This window comes from Mycolicibacterium phocaicum (assembly GCF_010731115.1).
GTDB lineage: Bacteria > Actinomycetota > Actinomycetes > Mycobacteriales > Mycobacteriaceae > Mycobacterium > Mycobacterium phocaicum.
Window position 1 is genome coordinate 724,619 of sequence record NZ_AP022616.1, and the last position, 17,005, is coordinate 741,623.

General features: G+C 65.1%; 18 protein-coding genes. 7 read left to right on the forward strand and 11 right to left on the reverse strand.

What is annotated here, in order from left to right; translation table 11 throughout:
• Positions 1-25: 25 nt before the first annotated feature.
• A complete protein-coding gene (locus G6N46_RS03530) occupies positions 26-1,711 on the reverse strand; it encodes a GMC family oxidoreductase (protein WP_138249322.1) in 1,686 nt (561 codons plus the stop codon).
• A gap of 277 nt (positions 1,712-1,988) precedes the next feature.
• On the opposite strand from G6N46_RS03530, the gene G6N46_RS03535 reads away from it, so the two are divergent.
• Positions 1,989-3,092 (forward strand): GGDEF domain-containing protein, encoded by a 1,104-nt coding sequence (locus G6N46_RS03535; protein ID WP_135356211.1) that lies wholly within the window; start codon positions 1,989-1,991, stop codon positions 3,090-3,092.
• Between the two features lie 10 nt (positions 3,093-3,102).
• Here the strand turns inward: G6N46_RS03535 and G6N46_RS03540 are convergent, their stop codons facing one another.
• Positions 3,103-4,167: a cupin domain-containing protein gene (locus tag G6N46_RS03540; protein WP_135356212.1), complete on the reverse strand. Its 1,065-nt coding sequence runs from the start codon at positions 4,165-4,167 to the stop codon at positions 3,103-3,105.
• 191 nt (positions 4,168-4,358) lie between these two features.
• On the opposite strand from G6N46_RS03540, the gene G6N46_RS03545 reads away from it, so the two are divergent.
• Together G6N46_RS03545 and G6N46_RS03550 are read left to right on the forward strand one after the other, a co-directional pair.
• A complete protein-coding gene (locus G6N46_RS03545) occupies positions 4,359-5,837 on the forward strand; it encodes an ABC transporter permease subunit (RefSeq protein ID WP_135356213.1) in 1,479 nt (492 codons plus the stop codon).
• The gene (locus G6N46_RS03550) at positions 5,834-6,589 is read left to right on the forward strand and encodes an amino acid ABC transporter ATP-binding protein (RefSeq protein ID WP_138249321.1); all 756 of its coding nucleotides are present in this window, start codon (positions 5,834-5,836) and stop codon (positions 6,587-6,589) included. The genes G6N46_RS03545 and G6N46_RS03550 overlap by 4 nt, the downstream gene beginning before the upstream one ends.
• 17 nt (positions 6,590-6,606) lie before the next feature.
• Here G6N46_RS03550 and G6N46_RS03555 read toward each other — a convergent pair whose 3' ends face one another.
• Entirely contained in the window at positions 6,607-7,416 is an 810-nt protein-coding gene (locus G6N46_RS03555) for an LLM class F420-dependent oxidoreductase (protein WP_061006498.1), read from the reverse strand.
• 227 nt (positions 7,417-7,643) lie between these two features.
• Here G6N46_RS03555 and G6N46_RS03560 point away from each other — a divergent pair, with 227 nt between their 5' ends.
• The gene (locus tag G6N46_RS03560; protein ID WP_226522026.1) at positions 7,644-8,267 is read left to right on the forward strand and encodes a type 1 glutamine amidotransferase domain-containing protein; all 624 of its coding nucleotides are present in this window, start codon (positions 7,644-7,646) and stop codon (positions 8,265-8,267) included.
• Between the two features lie 8 nt (positions 8,268-8,275).
• Here G6N46_RS03560 and G6N46_RS03565 read toward each other — a convergent pair whose 3' ends face one another.
• Together G6N46_RS03565 and G6N46_RS03570 are read right to left on the reverse strand one after the other, a co-directional pair.
• Positions 8,276-9,307, reverse strand: coding sequence for an aldo/keto reductase (locus G6N46_RS03565; RefSeq protein ID WP_138249320.1), 1,032 nt, complete (start codon positions 9,305-9,307; stop codon positions 8,276-8,278).
• Between the two features lie 114 nt (positions 9,308-9,421).
• A complete protein-coding gene (locus tag G6N46_RS03570; protein ID WP_163692576.1) occupies positions 9,422-10,558 on the reverse strand; it encodes a beta-propeller fold lactonase family protein in 1,137 nt (378 codons plus the stop codon).
• Between the two features lie 177 nt (positions 10,559-10,735).
• Here G6N46_RS03570 and G6N46_RS03575 point away from each other — a divergent pair, with 177 nt between their 5' ends.
• The 3 genes from G6N46_RS03575 to G6N46_RS03585 all read left to right on the forward strand — a co-directional run bounded on the left by G6N46_RS03575 (position 10,736) and on the right by G6N46_RS03585 (position 12,035).
• On the forward strand, positions 10,736-11,365 hold the full coding sequence (locus tag G6N46_RS03575) for a dihydrofolate reductase family protein (protein WP_135356217.1): 630 nt from the start codon (positions 10,736-10,738) through the stop codon (positions 11,363-11,365).
• Between the two features lies 1 nt (position 11,366).
• The gene (locus G6N46_RS03580) at positions 11,367-11,567 is read left to right on the forward strand and encodes a DUF7489 domain-containing protein (protein ID WP_138249318.1); all 201 of its coding nucleotides are present in this window, start codon (positions 11,367-11,369) and stop codon (positions 11,565-11,567) included.
• A gap of 180 nt (positions 11,568-11,747) precedes the next feature.
• The gene (locus tag G6N46_RS03585) at positions 11,748-12,035 is read left to right on the forward strand and encodes a putative quinol monooxygenase (protein ID WP_197746740.1); all 288 of its coding nucleotides are present in this window, start codon (positions 11,748-11,750) and stop codon (positions 12,033-12,035) included.
• Positions 12,036-12,222: 187 nt separating this feature from the next.
• Here G6N46_RS03585 and G6N46_RS03590 read toward each other — a convergent pair whose 3' ends face one another.
• From G6N46_RS03590 to G6N46_RS03615, 6 genes are all read right to left on the reverse strand, one after another.
• A complete protein-coding gene (locus G6N46_RS03590; RefSeq protein WP_138249317.1) occupies positions 12,223-13,083 on the reverse strand; it encodes an SDR family NAD(P)-dependent oxidoreductase in 861 nt (286 codons plus the stop codon).
• A 31-nt stretch (positions 13,084-13,114) separates the two neighbouring features.
• Positions 13,115-13,906 (reverse strand): SDR family NAD(P)-dependent oxidoreductase, encoded by a 792-nt coding sequence (locus G6N46_RS03595; RefSeq protein WP_138249316.1) that lies wholly within the window; start codon positions 13,904-13,906, stop codon positions 13,115-13,117.
• A 62-nt stretch (positions 13,907-13,968) separates the two neighbouring features.
• Positions 13,969-14,598 carry a TetR/AcrR family transcriptional regulator gene (locus G6N46_RS03600; RefSeq protein WP_235688622.1) on the reverse strand — a complete coding sequence of 210 codons (630 nt, stop codon included), beginning with the start codon at positions 14,596-14,598 and terminating at the stop codon, positions 13,969-13,971.
• A gap of 2 nt (positions 14,599-14,600) precedes the next feature.
• Entirely contained in the window at positions 14,601-14,912 is a 312-nt protein-coding gene (locus tag G6N46_RS03605; protein WP_135356223.1) for an NIPSNAP family protein, read from the reverse strand.
• A 742-nt stretch (positions 14,913-15,654) separates the two neighbouring features.
• Positions 15,655-16,206: a DapH/DapD/GlmU-related protein gene (locus G6N46_RS03610; protein ID WP_138249315.1), complete on the reverse strand. Its 552-nt coding sequence runs from the start codon at positions 16,204-16,206 to the stop codon at positions 15,655-15,657.
• A gap of 113 nt (positions 16,207-16,319) precedes the next feature.
• Positions 16,320-16,871: a YaeQ family protein gene (locus G6N46_RS03615; RefSeq protein WP_138249314.1), complete on the reverse strand. Its 552-nt coding sequence runs from the start codon at positions 16,869-16,871 to the stop codon at positions 16,320-16,322.
• Positions 16,872-17,005 lie beyond the last annotated feature (134 nt).

The window sequence follows — 17,005 nt, forward strand, 5'->3', positions numbered from 1 at the left end:
GCGAGACAACGCTGCCTGCGGTGCTTCAGCCCAAGATCGCCCGCGCTGCACGCTCGGCGATCAGCATCACCGGCGCGTTGGTGTTCCCGGACGTGATGGTGGGCATCGCCGACGCATCGACGACGCGCAGGCCCGCGACGCGGTACACCCGGCAGTCGGTATCGAGCACCGTGGCTGCTGACCGCGGAAGACCTTGTGTGTCAAAGGCTCCCATCGCACAGGTGCCCACCGGATGGAAGATGGTCGTGCCCAGCTCGCGGGCTGCCTGCTGCAGGTCGTCGTCACTGGCCACTTGCGGGCCGGGAAGCAGCTCGTCGGGCCGGTAGCGCGCGAGGGCCGGCGCCGCCATGATCTCCCGGGTCATCCGGAGGCCCTTGACCGCGGCTTGGTGGTCGGCTTCGGTCGACAGGTAGTTGCACATGACCTTCGGGTTCGTCAGGGGATCCGCACTGGCGATGCGCACATGACCCCGCGAGGTGGGGCGCAGATTGCACACCGAGGGAGTGATCGCCCCAAAAGAGTGCAGCGGGTCGCCGAACTTGGGCAGGGACAAGGGCTGCACGTGCCACTCCAGATCCGGACTGGCCAGTGCCGGATCGCTTTTCGCGAAGGCCCCCAACGTCGACGGTGGCATGGTCATCGGTCCGGAGCGCAGCGCCTGGTACTGAAGCCCCATGCCGCCACGAGTGACCAAGTTCCGGTACAGCGTGTTGACCGTCCGGGCGCCCTGGATGCGGTACACCGTGCGCAGCTGCAGATGGTCCTGGAGGTTCTCGCCGACGCCGGGCAGGTCGACGGCCACCGGCACGTGATGCTCGGTGAGCAGCCCGGCCGGACCCAGACCAGAGGCCTGCATGAGTTGCGGTGATCCGATCGCGCCGGCGCTCAGGATCACCTCATGCCGAGCATGGACATCGACGATCTGGCCGTCTTTGCGCAGCCGCACACCGGTGGCACGGTGTCGGGCGGTGGTCCAGGCGCCGCGACGCTGATGCTCCTGGACGCCGTCGTCCATCAGCAGCTGCACGGCCTGGCTGTCGGTATAGACGGTGAGGTTGGGCCGGCGGGCGATGGGATGCAGGAACGCGTCGGCCATCGACCAGCGTCGGCCACGCTTCTGGTTGACGTGGAAATACGCGCTGCCGGAGTTGTCGCCCCGGTTGAACTCGTCGATCGGTGCGATGCCCACCTCGGCAGCGGCCGCTTGCCAGGCGTCCAGGATCTTCCAGCGCACCCGTGGCCGCTCGACGCGGATCTCGCCGCCGACGCCGTGCCACTCGTCGGCTCCGCCGAAGTAGTCCTCCAGCTGCTTGTATATCGCCAGCGTCTCGCCGACGCCTTCGGAGCCACCCCAACGCCAGCGATCGTCGCCGGTCGCCTGCGCCCAGAGGTCGTAATCGCTGGCCTGCCCCCGCATGTGGATCATGGCGTTGATCGACGAGCACCCACCGATGACGCGGCCGCGCGCGTAGTGGATGCTGCGGCCGGCCAGGCCCGGGTCGGCCTCGGTGGTGAAACACCAGTCGGTGCGGGGGTTGGCGATGGTGTACAGGTAGCCCACCGGCACCTTGATCCAGAACCAGTTGTCCCTACCGCCCGCTTCGATCAGCAGCACCCGGTGATCGGGATTGGCGCTGAGCCGATTGGCGAGCAGGCAGCCGGCACTGCCTGCGCCCACGATGACGAAATCGAAGTCGGCGGCGGGGCTCATTCCGGAATCGGTCCTCCAGGGCGTCGGATTGGTGTCTCAGTCTGCGTTATCGCCGTCCGGTCCGTACACATCCCGCCGCCGAGCCCCACCGCGGTGTCGCGGCGCGTGCCCGGTTGGCTATCTCCGACGCGGCGACATTCCCAGTTTGCACCCCTGGCAACCTGGATTAACATGTGATGCAATCATTCGTCAGCAAATGTGCGTCGGACAGCGATCAGCGGCTGCGAGGGTTTGACGACTGCGGACGTCCAGGTAACCCGTTGGGGGGAGATGCACCATGCGTTGGGTCAAGCAATGGTGGCGTCAGTCCGATCACTACGACTGGCTCATGGGGTACGTGAAGTTTCGTGGGCTGTCAGGCCTCGTTCGCACGATGATCGCCGCCGTGGCCATCATGAGCACCTTCATCCCGATTGCGCTGATGACGGTTCCCGAGGGACCGGTCGGCGTCGTCCCGCGACTGGTCACCCGCGCGGCCACCGTCGGGTTGGTGCTCGCCGACCTCATCTGGGTTGTCGGGCTGCCCAGCCGACGACGGTCGACGATCTTCGCCGCGATGGTCACGGCCTGTATCGCCGCCGTTGCGCTGTCCTGTAGCGACCCGGCCGTCGCCATCCTGGTCTGTACCACGTTCGGGGTACCTGCGGCGTACGTCGCATTCACCCACCGGGCCATCCACGCGGCCTTCAACTTCCAGGTGGCGATGATCGTCGCGACGGTCGAGGCCGTCCGACTGACCACGTCCGGCCGACCCGTCCTCGCGGTGTGCGCAGTGTGGTTGGTTTTCGTTCTCACGGTGACGGTGCCTGCCAGCATTCAGATCGTCGTCCACGCCCTGGGGACCGACCTCATCCGGGCGGACTGTGATCCACTGACATTCCTGCTGAACCGGCGTGGTTTCGGCATCAAAGCCCAGGAGCTGATCCATCGCGACCGGGGCACGTCCGCACATCTCATGGTGACGGTGATCGATCTCGACGGGTTCAAGCTCCTCAACGACAGCCGTGGCCACCTGTTCGGTGACCGTGCGCTGATCGCCGTGGCCGACATCCTCAGGAAGCAGGCCAGCCATGATGCGGTGATCGGCCGCAGCGGTGGTGATGAGTTCCTGATCGCCGACACCACGCACCGACCCCATCAGTCGTCAGCCGCCGAACGCCTGCGTGCGGCGATCGCCGCCACTCCGTATGCCATCACCGCCAGCGTCGGAGTGGCAACGATCGCGCTCTCAGATGTCGACGACTCCGCTGCCGCCACGATCATCGACGACCTGGTGATGTCGGCAGACCTGGAGATGTACGTGGCGAAACGCTTGGGCGGCAACGCATCCAGGCACGCTGACGGTTCGCACGGACAGACCGCCGTACGTCTCGCGGAGTAGCCGCCCTTTCTCAGAGTTGACCGACTCCGTGCGTATCGACGGGGTTCACCCGGGACACCACCAGCGGGTCGGCCGGAGTGAAGGGGAACGTCGGCAGGTCATCGATGTGGGTGTTGAATGCCGCGGCCAGGACCTCACGCGAATAGGCGCTGGCAGAGGCTTTGAAGCCGATGTCGGCGGGGAACGGCTGGTCGAAGAAGATCAGGAAATGCCAGTCGTCGGCGCCGATGTTCTCGATGTGGTGGGGGTAGGCGCGGGGGATGAAATACATGTCTCCGGTGGTGAGGTTCCACGTGTCCAGGGTCCCGTCCGGATTCATGATGGTCATGCGCGCGTCGCCGTGCTGCACGTAGCCCATCTCCGCGGTGACGGGATGCCAATGTGGTTCGCGCATACCGCTTTCGGTGACGCGCAGCGAGTACATCGAGATGTCCTTCAGCGCAGGCCAGAACTGGTCACGGGCGAAGCGTGCGTTCCCGCTGGCGTAGTTGAGACCGGGCGCTTGGGCCTCGATGTCGAACTTGTGCGGGTCGTTGAAGTGAGCAGCGGCAGGGATACTCGGGTCGCCGGTGCGGGCTGCCAGTTTGTGGTCGACGGTGCTACGGCGGATCTTGCTGATGTCGGACGACGGCAGGTCGTACGTATTGCCCAACACGGCGTCGGTGAACGCCCCGAAGGTGGCGCCCAGCCCGAAGTCCTCCGGACGTTCGTTGCGGAAGGCGATGATGAACTCGGCGACGTCGGTACCGATGTTCTCGATGTGGTGCAGCGCGCCGGAATCGATGTGGAACATCTGCCCTGCGGTGACGATGAAGTTCGAGAACACACTGTGGTTGTCCAGGACCGACACCAGCGCGGTTCCCGAGACGCAGTAGGTGAGTTCGTTGGCGTTGGCGTGCCAGTGGGGCGTGCGCATGGCCCCCGGATTGAGCAACAGGCGCTTGATCGACAGATTCTTCAGAATCGGCATGGCATCAGCGGTGACCCGGCGCATCGAGCCGTGTTCGGATTCCTCGACGATCTCGCCGTCGAGTAGCGAGACGGTGTGGCTGCTGCGGGCGATGGACGTTGTCATGCGGAGCCTCCTCGTTGGTCAAGCGGATACAGGTCAGTGTTGTCGGCGGGGAGCGTGCCGTCATGGACGGCGGCGGTAATCCGTGGTGGCGGCGAGCGCTACCTCAGGTATTCCTGCTGGCGGTAAGGCTCGTATCACCCGGATTGAGCAGAACCCTTGGTGACCGCCGACCGACTTGCTAACTTCCGGCGGTGCGCTACATACGAGGAGCCGTCCTGCCGGTGTTGCTGCTCGTCGCTCTGATACTGGCGGCGTGCGGATCGCCGAGTAGCAAGGACGGCGAGAATCCGGTCCAGGCGGCGGGCGTGCTGCGCGTCGGCACCGAAGGGGTGTATTCACCGTTCAGCTACCACGACCCGGCCACGAACGAGCTGGTCGGATACGACGTCGACGTCGCCAAGGCCGTCGCCGGCAAGCTCGGTGTGCGTGTCGAGTTCGTCGAGACGCCGTGGGACTCGATCTTCGCCGCGCTGGAGGCCAACCGATTCGACGTCGTCGCCAATGAGGTGACGATCAATCCCGAACGCAAGGCGAAATACGACCTCTCCGAGCCGTATTCGGTGGGGGAGGGCGTGATCGTCACGCGTGCGGACGACAACTCGATCAAGTCGCTCGACAACCTGAAGGGCAAGGTCGCCGCCGAGAACGCCACCAGCAATTGGTCTGAGGTCGCCCGAAAAGCCGGGGCCCGTGTCGAGACCGTGGAGGGCTTCACCCAGGCCATCAAGCTGCTCAACCAGGGGCGCGTCGACGTCGTCGTGAACGACAGCATCGCGGTGTACGCCTACCTCGCCGAGACCGGGGACAAGTCGGTCAAGATCGCCGCCAACACCGGCGAGAAGAGCGAGCAGGGCTTCGCCGCCCGGAAGGACAGCGGGCTGTTACCCGATCTGAACAAGGCGCTCGACGAATTGCGGGCCGACGGCACTCTGGCCCGGATCTCGCAGAAGTACCTCAAGGCCAACGCATCTGGCGGACCCGACACCGACCGGGCGCAGCATGTGGCGCGCTCGACATGGGCGCTGATCGGGGACAGCCTCGTGCCGTTGGCGAAGGCCGCAATCACCAAGACTATCCCGCTGACGGTGATCAGCTTCGTGATCGGTCTGGTGATCGCGTTGGCGGTGGCGCTGGCACGGTTGTCGTCGAACGTGGTTCTTGCCAACGTGGCGCGGTTCTACATCTCGATCATCCGCGGTACTCCACTGCTGGTGCAGCTGTTCATCGTGTTCTTCGCGCTGCCGGAACTGGGTGTGAAGATCGATCCGTTCCCTGCCGCCATCATCGCGTTCTCCCTGAACGTCGGCGGTTACGGGGCGGAGATCATCCGCTCGGCCATCCAGAGCATTCCCAAAGGTCAATGGGAGGCCGCCGAAACCATCGGCTTCAATTATGTTGGCGCGCTTCGGCGCATCATCCTGCCCCAGGCCGCCCGGGTGGCGGTGCCGCCGTTGTCGAACACGTTGATCTCGCTGGTGAAGGACACGTCGCTCGCCTCGACGATCCTGGTCACCGAACTGCTGCGGCAAGCTCAGATCATCGCGGCGCCGACGTTCGAGTTCTTCGCGTTGTACGGCACCGCCGCGGTGTACTACTGGGTCATCTGCCTGGCGCTCTCGTTCGGCCAGGGTCGTATTGAACGCCGGCTGGAAAGGTATGTGGCGCGATGACAGAGAACCGCGTGGTCGCCGAGGGCGTCCACAAAGCCTTCGGCGACAACAAGGTGCTCAAGGGAGTTTCGTTCACCGTCGAGCAGGGCACGGCGACGGCCATCATCGGGCCGTCCGGATCGGGCAAGACGACGCTGCTGCGCACGCTGAACGCCCTCGACCGGGCTGACGCCGGGGTCATTCGGGTGGACGATATCGAAATCGACTTCTCCACGCCCACAGCGAAACCCGAGGTGCGCCGGTTCCAGTCCCGGAGCGGCTTCGTGTTTCAGAACCACAATCTGTTCCCACACAAGACGGTCCTGCAGAACGTGACCGAGGGCCCGGTCATCGTGCAGAAGCGGCCCAAAGCGGAAGCAGAGGCCGAAGCCGTCACGCTCCTGGAGCAGGTGGGGCTTGCCGCCAAAAAGGACCAATACCCGTATCAGCTGTCCGGCGGGCAACAGCAGCGCGTCGGCATCGCCCGGGCGCTCGCCTTGAAGCCGAAATTAGTGCTGTTCGACGAGCCGACGTCGGCGCTCGATCCCGAACTCGTCGGCGAAGTGCTCTCGGTGATCAAGGATCTCGCGGTCGAGGGTTGGACCATGGTGATCGTCACCCACGAAATCCAGTTCGCCAGGCAGGTTTCCAATCAGGTGCTGTTCACCGATCAGGGCATCATCCTGGAGCGGGGCACGCCCGACGAGGTGATCGGCAACCCGAAGGAAGAGCGCACGCGGCAGTTCCTGGACCGCATTCTGAATCCGCTGTAGCGCGATTCAGCTCGCGATCACGCACCATCCCGCCATGCGACCACCTCTTTGAGCGAGGTCAGGTCGTAGTTGTTGTCCGCTGTCAGTTCGGTCTGGAACAGCGTGACGCCGGCCTCACGGAAGGCATCGGCAGCTTGGGCGTTCGTCCACAGCGTCGAGCGTTCGATGTCAGATCCGTTGCGGCCGAATGTCGCTGCCAGCTCGTCGACGCGGTCGCTGGATTTGCGGAACGCCTCGATGTCCTGGAATGCGTGCCAGATGTCGGCGTGCCGGGCGACGGCGGGCAGGGAGCGCTTGGGCCCGGTGCCGCCGATGAGAATCGGAATCTTGCGGACGGGCGGCGGAATCAGGGCGGCGAGCCGGTTCTCGATGCGGATCAGGCTGTCGTCGAACAGGTCGAAGCGCGAACCGAAGGTGCCGAAGTCGTAACCGTAAGTGGTGTAGTCCTTTTCGTACCACCCGGCGCCCAGACCGAGGATGAGGCGACCACCGCTGATGTGGTCGACGGTGCGCGCCATGTCGGCCAGCAGATCCGCGTTGCGGTAGCCGACACCGGTGACGAGGAGCCCGATCTCGGCATGTGAGGTGATCTCGCCCCACGAGGCGAGCGCGGTCCACCCCTCGAAGTTGGCGACGTCGGGCTGATCGTCGAACAGGACGGGCTTGCCGTCGACGATGGCCTTCATCGCCGGGCGATGGAAGTGGTCGTAGCCGAAGATCACGTCGACGCCGAGATCGTCGGCGGCCACGACGGCGTCGCGCCAGGTGGCGTAGTCAGGCGTGCCGCCGGGCTGGATCTGTACAGCAACGCGGACGGGACGAGTCATGGATGCTCCTTGGTCGGGGAAGGGGCGACTCTTGAGCCAAGGTCCCCGCGTGCGGGTTTATTCCGGGTCGGGCGTTTCCAGCCTTGAAGTGGTTGGTGCACCTCGTCTTTGGGGAGGTCGTGGCCGGTCAGGTCCACGCTCATGCGCAGGCGGTTTCGGCCACGGCGTCCTCGGGTACCCAGCCGAGCGGTGCCGCCAGACGCGGCGGCGCAGGCAAGGAGTACACCATGCGCGCTGAGGAAGGCGATGAATCGATCGCTGAACTGGCTGACTACGCCGAGCAGGCCGAACAGAATCTGGACGAGAGTATTGCGCCGCTCGAGGGCAAGAAGGTGGCGATTCTTGCCACCAACGGCGTCGAGCGCCGAGAGCTGCAGGAGCCCCGAGATGCGGTACAGGCCGCGGGTGCCAGCACCGAATTGATCTCGCTGCAAGAAGGCTCCATCGACATGCGCGACAACGACCTGAAACCCGGCGGCACCGAGCTGGTGGAACGCCTGGTAGGTGACATCACGCCGGAGGACTTCGACGCGCTGCTCATTCCGGGCGGCACGGTGAACGCCGACAAACTGCGCGCCGACGACAAAGCGGTCAAGTTCGTCCACGACTTCGTCGAATCCGGCAAGCCGGTCGGCGTCATCTGTCACGGTCCGTGGACGCTGATCGACGCCGGCGTCGCCAAGGGCCGGACGCTGACGTCGTACCCCAGCCTTCGGATCGATCTGCAGAACGCCGGGGCGACAGTTGTCGACCGCGAGGTCGTCATCGACGGGAATCTGATCTCCAGTCGTGGCCCCGATGACCTACCGGCGTTCTCGTCGGCCGTTGTGGAAGCGCTCGCCGGCACCTGACATCAGGCTTACTGAGCGCTGTCGTCCGGCGAAGAGTCTCCGCTGGAACCGATCGCGGACATGTCGGCGTAGCGGGCCCCGGTCACTGCGTTACCCGCATCCCCGAGCGCGCTCACCTGCTCGGCAGTCAACGTCACCGACAACGAGGCGAGGTTTTCGTCGACCCGCGCGGCGCGGCGCGTGCCCGGAATCGGCACCGCCGCAACGCCCAGGTCATCGGCGCGCTGACGCAGCCATGCCAACGCCACCTGTGCCGGCGTCGCTCCGACCGTGGCGGCGACCGACACCACGGCGTCAACGACCGCCTGATTGGCCTCCAGCGCTGATCCGGCGAAGCGCGGCATCGTGCGCCGGAAGTCGTTCTCGCCCATATCGGCCGCCGACCGCACGGAGCCCGTCAGGAAGCCGCGGCCCAGCGGAGAGAACGGAACAATACCCACGCCGAGCTCGACAGCAGTGGGGACGATGACGGACTCGATGTCGCGCGTCCAGACCGACCACTCGCTCTGCAGCGCGGCGATCGGGTGCACCGCGTTCGCGGCGCGCAGTTCGGCCGCGCTGACCTCAGACAGCCCGAGGTGACGCACCTTGCCGGCCGCGACCAATTCGGCCATCGCGCCGACGGTCTCCTCGATCGGCACGGCTGGGTCGCGCCGGTGCAGGTAGTACAGGTCGATCACGTCGGTCTGCAATTGCTGCAGGCTCTCGTCGATGCACTGACGTACGTAGGCCGCGTCGCCCCGCGGACTGATGCGACCCTGCGCGCGGCCGGCTGGGTTGCCCTGGATGCCGAACTTGGTGGCCAGCGTGACCTCGTCGCGGCGGCCGGCGAGCACACGGGCGATCAGCCGTTCGTTGTCCCCGTCTCCGTAGATGTTGGCGGTGTCGATGAAGGTCACCCCGACGTCGATGGCGTGGTTCAGCGTGGCCAGTGATTCATCCTCATCGATGGCTCCGCCGTACACCGGTGTCAGCGCCATTCCTCCGAAACCCATTGCACTGGTGGCCAATTGGTCGCCGAGCAAGACTGATTCGCACATGTGTCATCCTCCTCCAGGTTCGATGGGCGTTCTAGAGTCCAACCTGAGGCATCGCGAATCTGTTCCGCGGATCGGCCGGCAACGGCGGGTGACAGCGAGCGAGAACCCCCGTCGCTATCGGCGTCGATTGAGAGTGTTGCGCAGTTGTTTGGCCAGATCCCGGTTCTCGATCGGCTTGCCGAGGTAGGGCGCTATCGCGCGCGCGATTCGCACCACCGCGAGTGGGCGCGGCGGGATCTTGTAGAAGTGGTTGCCGATGATCAGCCATCCGCCACCATCGCCGGCGACGCCGCCGAGGATGTCGCCGACGACGTCGGGCACGTCGGGGAAGTGGCGAACGTGGTCGCCGATCACGGACACCGAGTCGTCGCCGAGATTGGTGACATAGATTCGCTCTTCGTCGGAACTGACCGCGAGAGCCCACGCATCTTCGCCTACCTCGAGCGTTTCGGTGACATCGTTGGTGGCGGCGTTGATCACCTGCAATGAGCCGGGTCCGGGGTAGCCACGGTTGGTGATGTAAACCCGGGCGCCGTTGGGACTGACCGCAACGCCGATCGGTGAGTTCCCCACAGGGATGGTCTCGGTGACGGTATTGGTCGTCGAATTGATCACCGAAACCGTTCCGATGGGAGCCGCGTTGGTGACGTAGACGCGGGAACTGTTGGGGCTGACGGCAACACCGCTGGGCAAATCACCCACCTCGACGGTCTTGATCACCGTATTGGTGGCGGTGTTGATCACCCACACGGAACCGTCCAGGTCCCAGTTCGTTACGTACGCGCGCGCACCGTTCGGGCTGACCGCGACGCTGTGGGGATGTCCGTCGACGGGGTTCGTCGCCGTGACCGTGTTGGTAGCCGTGTCGATCACCACGACGTCTCCGGACGTCGCCGGACTATGGGCCGCAGCAACATAGGCACGAGCGCCGTTGGGAGTGAGCGCGATTCCGCCCGCGAAGTCACCGACGGGAATGTTCGCTGTGATGGTGTTGGTGGCGGTGCTGATCACCGAGACCGTGCCGGCATTCTCGATCGTGACGTAGGCACGTGTGCCGTCGGGGGAGATCGCCACCGAGTCGGGGAGGTCCCCGACGGGAATGGTGGTGGTGACCGTATTGGTCACGGTGCTGATGACCGAGACGGAGTCGCCGCCGCCGTTGAGGACGTAAGCGCGGCCACCATCGGGAGTGAGTGCCACTCGACTCGGGGAGCCGCCGACAGGGATGGTCTTGATGACTTCGAGCGTCATGGCTTGCCTTCCGGTCGAATCGAATTGACCTGACCCAGCGCCAGCCAAGCTACAACAGGGAGATGCCTTCGACGCCCGAATCGCAATACTGCCGACGCCGATGAGTTTCGGATGCGGCAGCGGTCTCAATGAAGACAGCGGCAATCGCATGAACCGATCGACGGAACGGAACTTGACGTGGCACGAACGAATCTCTCGATGTCGATCTCGGCCGACGGGTATGTCGCCGGGCCCGGTCAGAGCGAAGAGAATCCGCTAGGGGTGGGCGGGCTCGACCTCCATGATTGGCATATCGGTGCCAGCAGAGATCACCCCCTCAACCGGCAGGTGATGTCCGAGATGCTGGACGGCATGGGCGCAACCATCATGGGGCGCAACATGTTCGGACCGATTCGTGGGGAATGGGACGGCTCGGACTGGCAGGGCTGGTGGGGTGACACTCCGCCGTATCACTGCCCGGTCTTCGTGCTCACGCACCACGCCCACGACCCGATCGAGATGAAGGGCGGTACGACATTCCATTTCGTCACCGACGGCATCGAATCCGCGTACGCACAGGCGCAGGCGGCTGCCGGCGGGAAGGACATCTCGATCGCCGGCGGCGCATCGTGCGCACGCCAGGCGATCAAGGCGGGCTTGGTGGACGAGATCGACCTGCAAGTGTCGGCGGTCATCCTCGGTTCGGGGGAGCGCTTGTTCGACGGATTCCGGCCCGGCCTACCGAAGATGGAGCTCGTGCGGGTGCTGCAGGCCCCCGGGGTGGCTCATCTGCGCTACCACGTCACGCGATCACCTGAAGGAAGTTGAGATGTCGACATCAGAGTGGGAAGGCACCGTCGTCAAGAAATACCGGGCGCTTCTCGACGGGGCGAATCTGTACCGACGCCTGCGTATTCGGCTCGACAACGGACAGACGATCACTGTGCGCGTCGACCGTGCGAAGTGGAAGGAACTATCCGTCGGGGACAGGGTGAGCAACACCGCGGAGGACGGTTTGCAAAATACCTAAGTGAGTGCCGCAGACGCGGTGCGTGTTTACCTGTGGCGGGCCGGGGGTAGCCGGTCGGTGTTCAAACGTGTTTGCAATCACCACCGCGACGACGGGTGGACCAAAGTCGTCCTCAAACCCGCCACGGCCGGCTGACCGCGCCGGACACCAATCGAAGGAGGAGCCATGATATGAGTTGGGCTGTTGGTTCGGGTACAGGCAAAACCGGGCAAAGAGGCAGAGGTTGCTCAATTCTTGGCGGACGCGCAGGCCATCGTCGAGCAAGAGCCCGACACCCGGGCCTGGTTCGCCATCCAGTTCGACGCGTCGACGTTCGGCATCTTCGACGTATTTGCCGATGACGCCGGCCGACAGGCACACCTCGCGGGCGGCGTGGGCACCGAACTCATGGCGCGCGCTGACGAACTGTTCACCGTGCAACCTGCGATGGAGAACGTCGACGTTCTCGCTTCCAAACTTCCGTCATAACGCCCGGACGTGCCGAAGTCTTCTGCTCTTTATCTACGTGATCACTCCGGAAACTCTTTGCGCGCAGCCGGATTGATCGACTTGGTCGGCGATCACCTTCACGAATAAATCGACCGGCTATATCCCACCGATGACCCAGCACCTGTACGCAGCGGCTTCTGACTCATTCTGGCACCGACCTGATGCGTTACGCACCAAGCGGATTGAGCTGATCGGCGGTGGCGTCGTCGGCCGCGGTCGAGTTGCTCAGGTCCGCGTACCGTTCGTCAGCGGCGAGCAGGCCGCGACCGGCCGCGGTGGCGTATCGGTAGGCATCTGGGCCGACCAGCAAGCGAGCCGGTGGAGTGTCCATCTCGACGATGTCGAGCAACAGCGCCGCGACCTTCACCGGATCGCTGGCGCCGAGGTTGGCGGATTGGCTCAGCTGCGCCGCGGCTCCCACGGTGTCCCGGTACTCGTCGCGGACCGGGGCGATGCGCATTGACGAGCCTGACCAATCGGTGCGCATGCCACCGGGCTCCAGCACGGTCACCTTGATGCCGAGCGGCGCGACCTCCTGTGCGAGGACTCCGGAGTAGCCGGTGACGGCCCACTTCGAGGACTGATACGCAGCCAGGCCCGGCCGCGCCAAACGTCCACCGACGGACGATATTTGGATGATGTGGCCTGCACGCTGCCTCCGCATGAGCGGAAGCACGGCTTGGGTGAGCCGTACGACGCCGAAGAAGTTCGTCTCGACCTGGGCGCGGAAGTCATCGACGTCAACGTCTTCGACGGCAGCCATATTGGCGTACCCGGCGTTGTTGACCAGAACGTCGACGCGACCCCAACGCTGGATCGCGGTGTCGATGGCTCCACGGACCTGCTCGTCGTCGGTGACGTCGAGCGGGACAACGGCCAGGCGCTCAGGTTCGCGGGCCGCGAGATCGTCGAGCGCTGATACCGAGCGAACGCCCGCGACGACGTGATGTCCGGCGGCCAGGGCCGCTTCGACGATGGCGCGCCCGAGACCGCGAGAAGCTCCGGAGATGAGGAAGACATGCGACATGACAGTGACCGTTCTTTGTTGACTGGTGGTTTCAGTTGACGTTGCGGATGGTGCCGCCGTCGACGCGGAGATCGGCACCGCTGATGTACGCGGCATGGGAGCTGGCGAGGAAGCAGACCGCGGCGGCGATCTCCTCAGGACGGCCGAGTCGGCCGATGTCGTTGGGGAACCATGTTGTGGCCGCGGCTTTTTCAATGTCTTTCCAGGAGGTTCCCCAGCCGTGCACGGCGCCGGCCTGCAGCACCATGGCCCGTGTGCTGTCGGTGAGGATGGCTCCGGGCGCGACGATGTTGGCGGTGACGCCGGTTCCGGACAACTCTCGGGCGAGCGAGACGGTCAAGTTGTGTCGCGCAGCCAACGTGGCGCTGTAGTGCGGCTGCTGGGCGACCGGTTGAACGGCGAGACCACCGCCGATCTGGATGACCCGGCCCCAGCCCCGTCGGCGCATACCCGGGACAAGATGGTCGATCATCCGCACGACGGACACGACGTTGGTCTGGTGGATTCTCGCCCACTCGTGGGTGGTGAGTTCCGCCCAGGACGAACCGTCGTAGTCGCCGGCATTGTTGACCAGGATGTCGATCTCGCCCGCGGCATGCGCGACGGCTGCGGCGCCTTCGTCGGTCGAGAGGTCGCCGAGTACGGCGACCGCTTCACCGCCGTTGGCGCCGATCGCGGAAACGACCGCTTGCGTCCGGTCGGCGTCACGTCCGTGTACCACCACGGACGCGCCCTCTGCAGCCAGCATCTCAGCGATCGCGCGACCGAGACCCGCACTCGAACCGGTGACCAATGCGCGCTTGTGCCTCAATCCGAGCTCCACCCGGGTCCTCCTTGTCTACATCTGTATACCTTCGATGTATACGAACGTAGACTTAGGCGGGTTCATTCCCGTTCCGACGTTGAGGCTCGCGAACCGCCGATGAGCGCAGCGAAGGCCGGCTCAAGCACCCTTTCGATATCCGCGGGCTTGCTTTTGCGAAGCGCGCTCGTCCCGACCACGCCGCGCATCGTGAGCATTCCGCTGATCAACGCAAGCAGGATCTCGCCGCGCAGATTCTGATCAGGCGAGTCGAGTTGCCGAGCCAGCCGGGCGCCAACGTGGCGTTCGATGGCGTCGCGCACGATCGTCGTGGCGACCGGGCTCGAGGCGGACCTCAGCATGATCATGAACGGCGGCGGCGCATCGTCGCCGGATCCGGTCCTCGCCACCAGCGCCCGGACCGTGTCAGCGACCAGATCGTCAGATTGCTCTCCGATGAAAGTGGGTGTGGCAAAGGAGGTTTCGACTGCCTCGGCGAACAGCCCTTCCTTCGAGCCGAAGTACCGGTTGACCAGCATGGCGGTCACGCCGGCGTCGTGCGCGATCTGGCGAACTCCCACGCCGTCGTATCCGGCGCGGGCGAAATTCTCGATCGCCGACCGCAGGATCGCCTCACGCGTGGCGGCCGCATTGCGCGTAGGCGAAGTGGATGTGGCCATGTGGGTATCTCCTCCCGGCGACGCACCAAGCATCGCTACTGAAGCGGGGAACTCGCGATCGGCTGCAGCGTTTGCGTCTGCGTCGCGACGATGAGCGACGTATCGAAATGCCGGTGATCCTCGACGAAATCATCGCTTGCGCGGTAACTCTGGGCGAGGCGGCGGGGATCGCCGCCCATATAATCGACGAGCGCGACGACGCGAGGCTCGCTCGACTCGGGGTCGATCCAGACGCCGCGCACAGTGATGCCGTGTTTGCGCAGCGTGCGAATGTGGCGAGGCCAGAAGTCCGAGACGTAGCTCGCCAGTGCGGCGGCGTCAGCCAATGTGTAGGTTCGCAACTCCACCCAGCAAGTCTACAGGCGTAGATTCGGCTGGATGTCGTTCTCGCCGACGGTCACGCCGGACGCGGGGGCTCCGCGATCCAAACGACGCGATTCGCCTCTTTCGGCGTTGAGGATTGGAAGTCTCGATCTCGGGGAATAACGCAACGACAGCCGAGAGGGAGGCAAACATCACCATGAGATTGACAGCTGACACGAGCATCCGCCCGCAATCGCGAGCATCGTGGCGTAGGCACTCAGCCTGGATCGGCCTGATCGCCGGTGTCGCGGTACTTCCTCTCGCCACGGGATGCGGCACTGACGAAGGCAGCAAAACGACAACGACCAACTCGACCACTACTACTACGGTGACGACGACGCCGACGACCATGTCACCTACGACCTCACCCGGCACCGGCACCGCTCCAGGTGGAGCCACGGGTGGTGGTGGCCCTGAAGGTGGCGGCGGTTCGATCCCGGGCGGCCCGACCGGTAGCGGGGGACCCGGCGGCGGGGGCGGCAGCGTGCCCGGCGGACCCACGGGTGGCGGCGGCCCCGGAGGCGGCGGTGGCTCAATTCCGGGCGGCCCGACCGGCGCTGGGGGACCCGGTGGCGGGGGCGGCAGCATTCCTGGCGGTCCGTCCGGCGGCGGCGGTCCCGGCGGCGGTGGAGGCTGTGTGCCCGGCGTGGGGTGCGTCTCGGTTCCTTGATCCGAGGCGGATGTCAGCGCAGTCCCGGTACGCGAGCAGCGCTCCCGTACCGGGACTTACGCGAGAGCGCGTCGCTGTATGTGACCAGCGCTGCTGACGAGTGAGTTCGGCGGGACATCCGATGCCACCACCGCGCCCGCGGCAACAACCGATCCCGAGCCGATCGTGACTCCAGGAGCAATGGTCGCGTTGGCCCCGATCCACACATTTGTGCCAACGTGGATCGGGGAGACCGTGATGCCGTCGAATCGGGCCGCCGGTTCGACGGGATGGCCGGCAGTGCAGAGGGTGACGCCCGGCCCGATCAATGTGCGGTCTCCGATTGTGATGCCGCCGAGGTCATAAAACGAGCAGTTCTGGTTGACGAAAACCCGGTCACCCAGACGCAAGTTGAGGCCGTAGTCGCAATAAAACGGCGGGTAGATCGTCGTGGTTTCCGGCAGCGACCGCCCCAGGATTTCCTTCAGCAATGCGTTGCGGCCATCCACATCCGAGTGCCGCAGCACATTCAGTTGCGACGTCAGGTCCATGACAAGCTGGACCCGTTCCACCACACGGCGCGATTCGTCGGTACCTCTGGGGATCAGCCGCGCGGTGTTCTTCTTCATATCTCGATCCTGGCACCGACCGCAGGCATCTCGGCGAGCGACGCGCCTTGTTGCCGAACTTGGCAACTGACTTCGCCGGCGGGCGGAAAGCGTTGCACGGCAACCGAAATCCTTCACTCCAATGGCTCGGGGGTGAAGGTCACGTCGACTCCGCCAACGGTCATCGTCACCTGACCTTCGATCACCATCACCTGTGCCGAGACCCGTCGATCGACGCTTTGGGCCAGTTGCTGCACCGACTCGTGCGGTATCTGTAGCACCGACAGGTTCGCCAGCCCCGCCACTTTGGGACCGACGGTTCGCCACCAGGTGGCCACGCCGGCGGCGAACGGGTAGAGCAGCACCTGGTCGGCCTGGCTGGCCGCCTTAGCCAAGACGCGTTCGTCGGGCTGGCCGACGTTGATCCATTCCAGGATCCGGCCGGTGTAGTCGGCGAGCCGCACGTCCGGTACGCCAGGGGTGGACAGGCCCGGCCCGAACGCCAACTCGCCGTCGACGTCGCTGAGTCGGTGTGCACGAAGCCCAAAAGCCAACAACCGCACGACCATCCGCTCATCGGTCTCACTGGGATGGCGGGCCACGGTCAACGCGTGGTCGGCGTAGTAACCGTGATCGACATCGGAGACGCCGAGTTCAACTTTGAATACTGTTGCAGAAAGGGCCACGTCATAGTGTCCACCCGGCCGGCACCTGCCCTGCAGTCGGGCCGCCCGCCAATTCGAATCGCCACAGGGGAGAAGTGGCGACTCCGCCCTAGCCGACTGGCGGTTGTGAGCCATTCGGTCCGTACGGGCCGTTC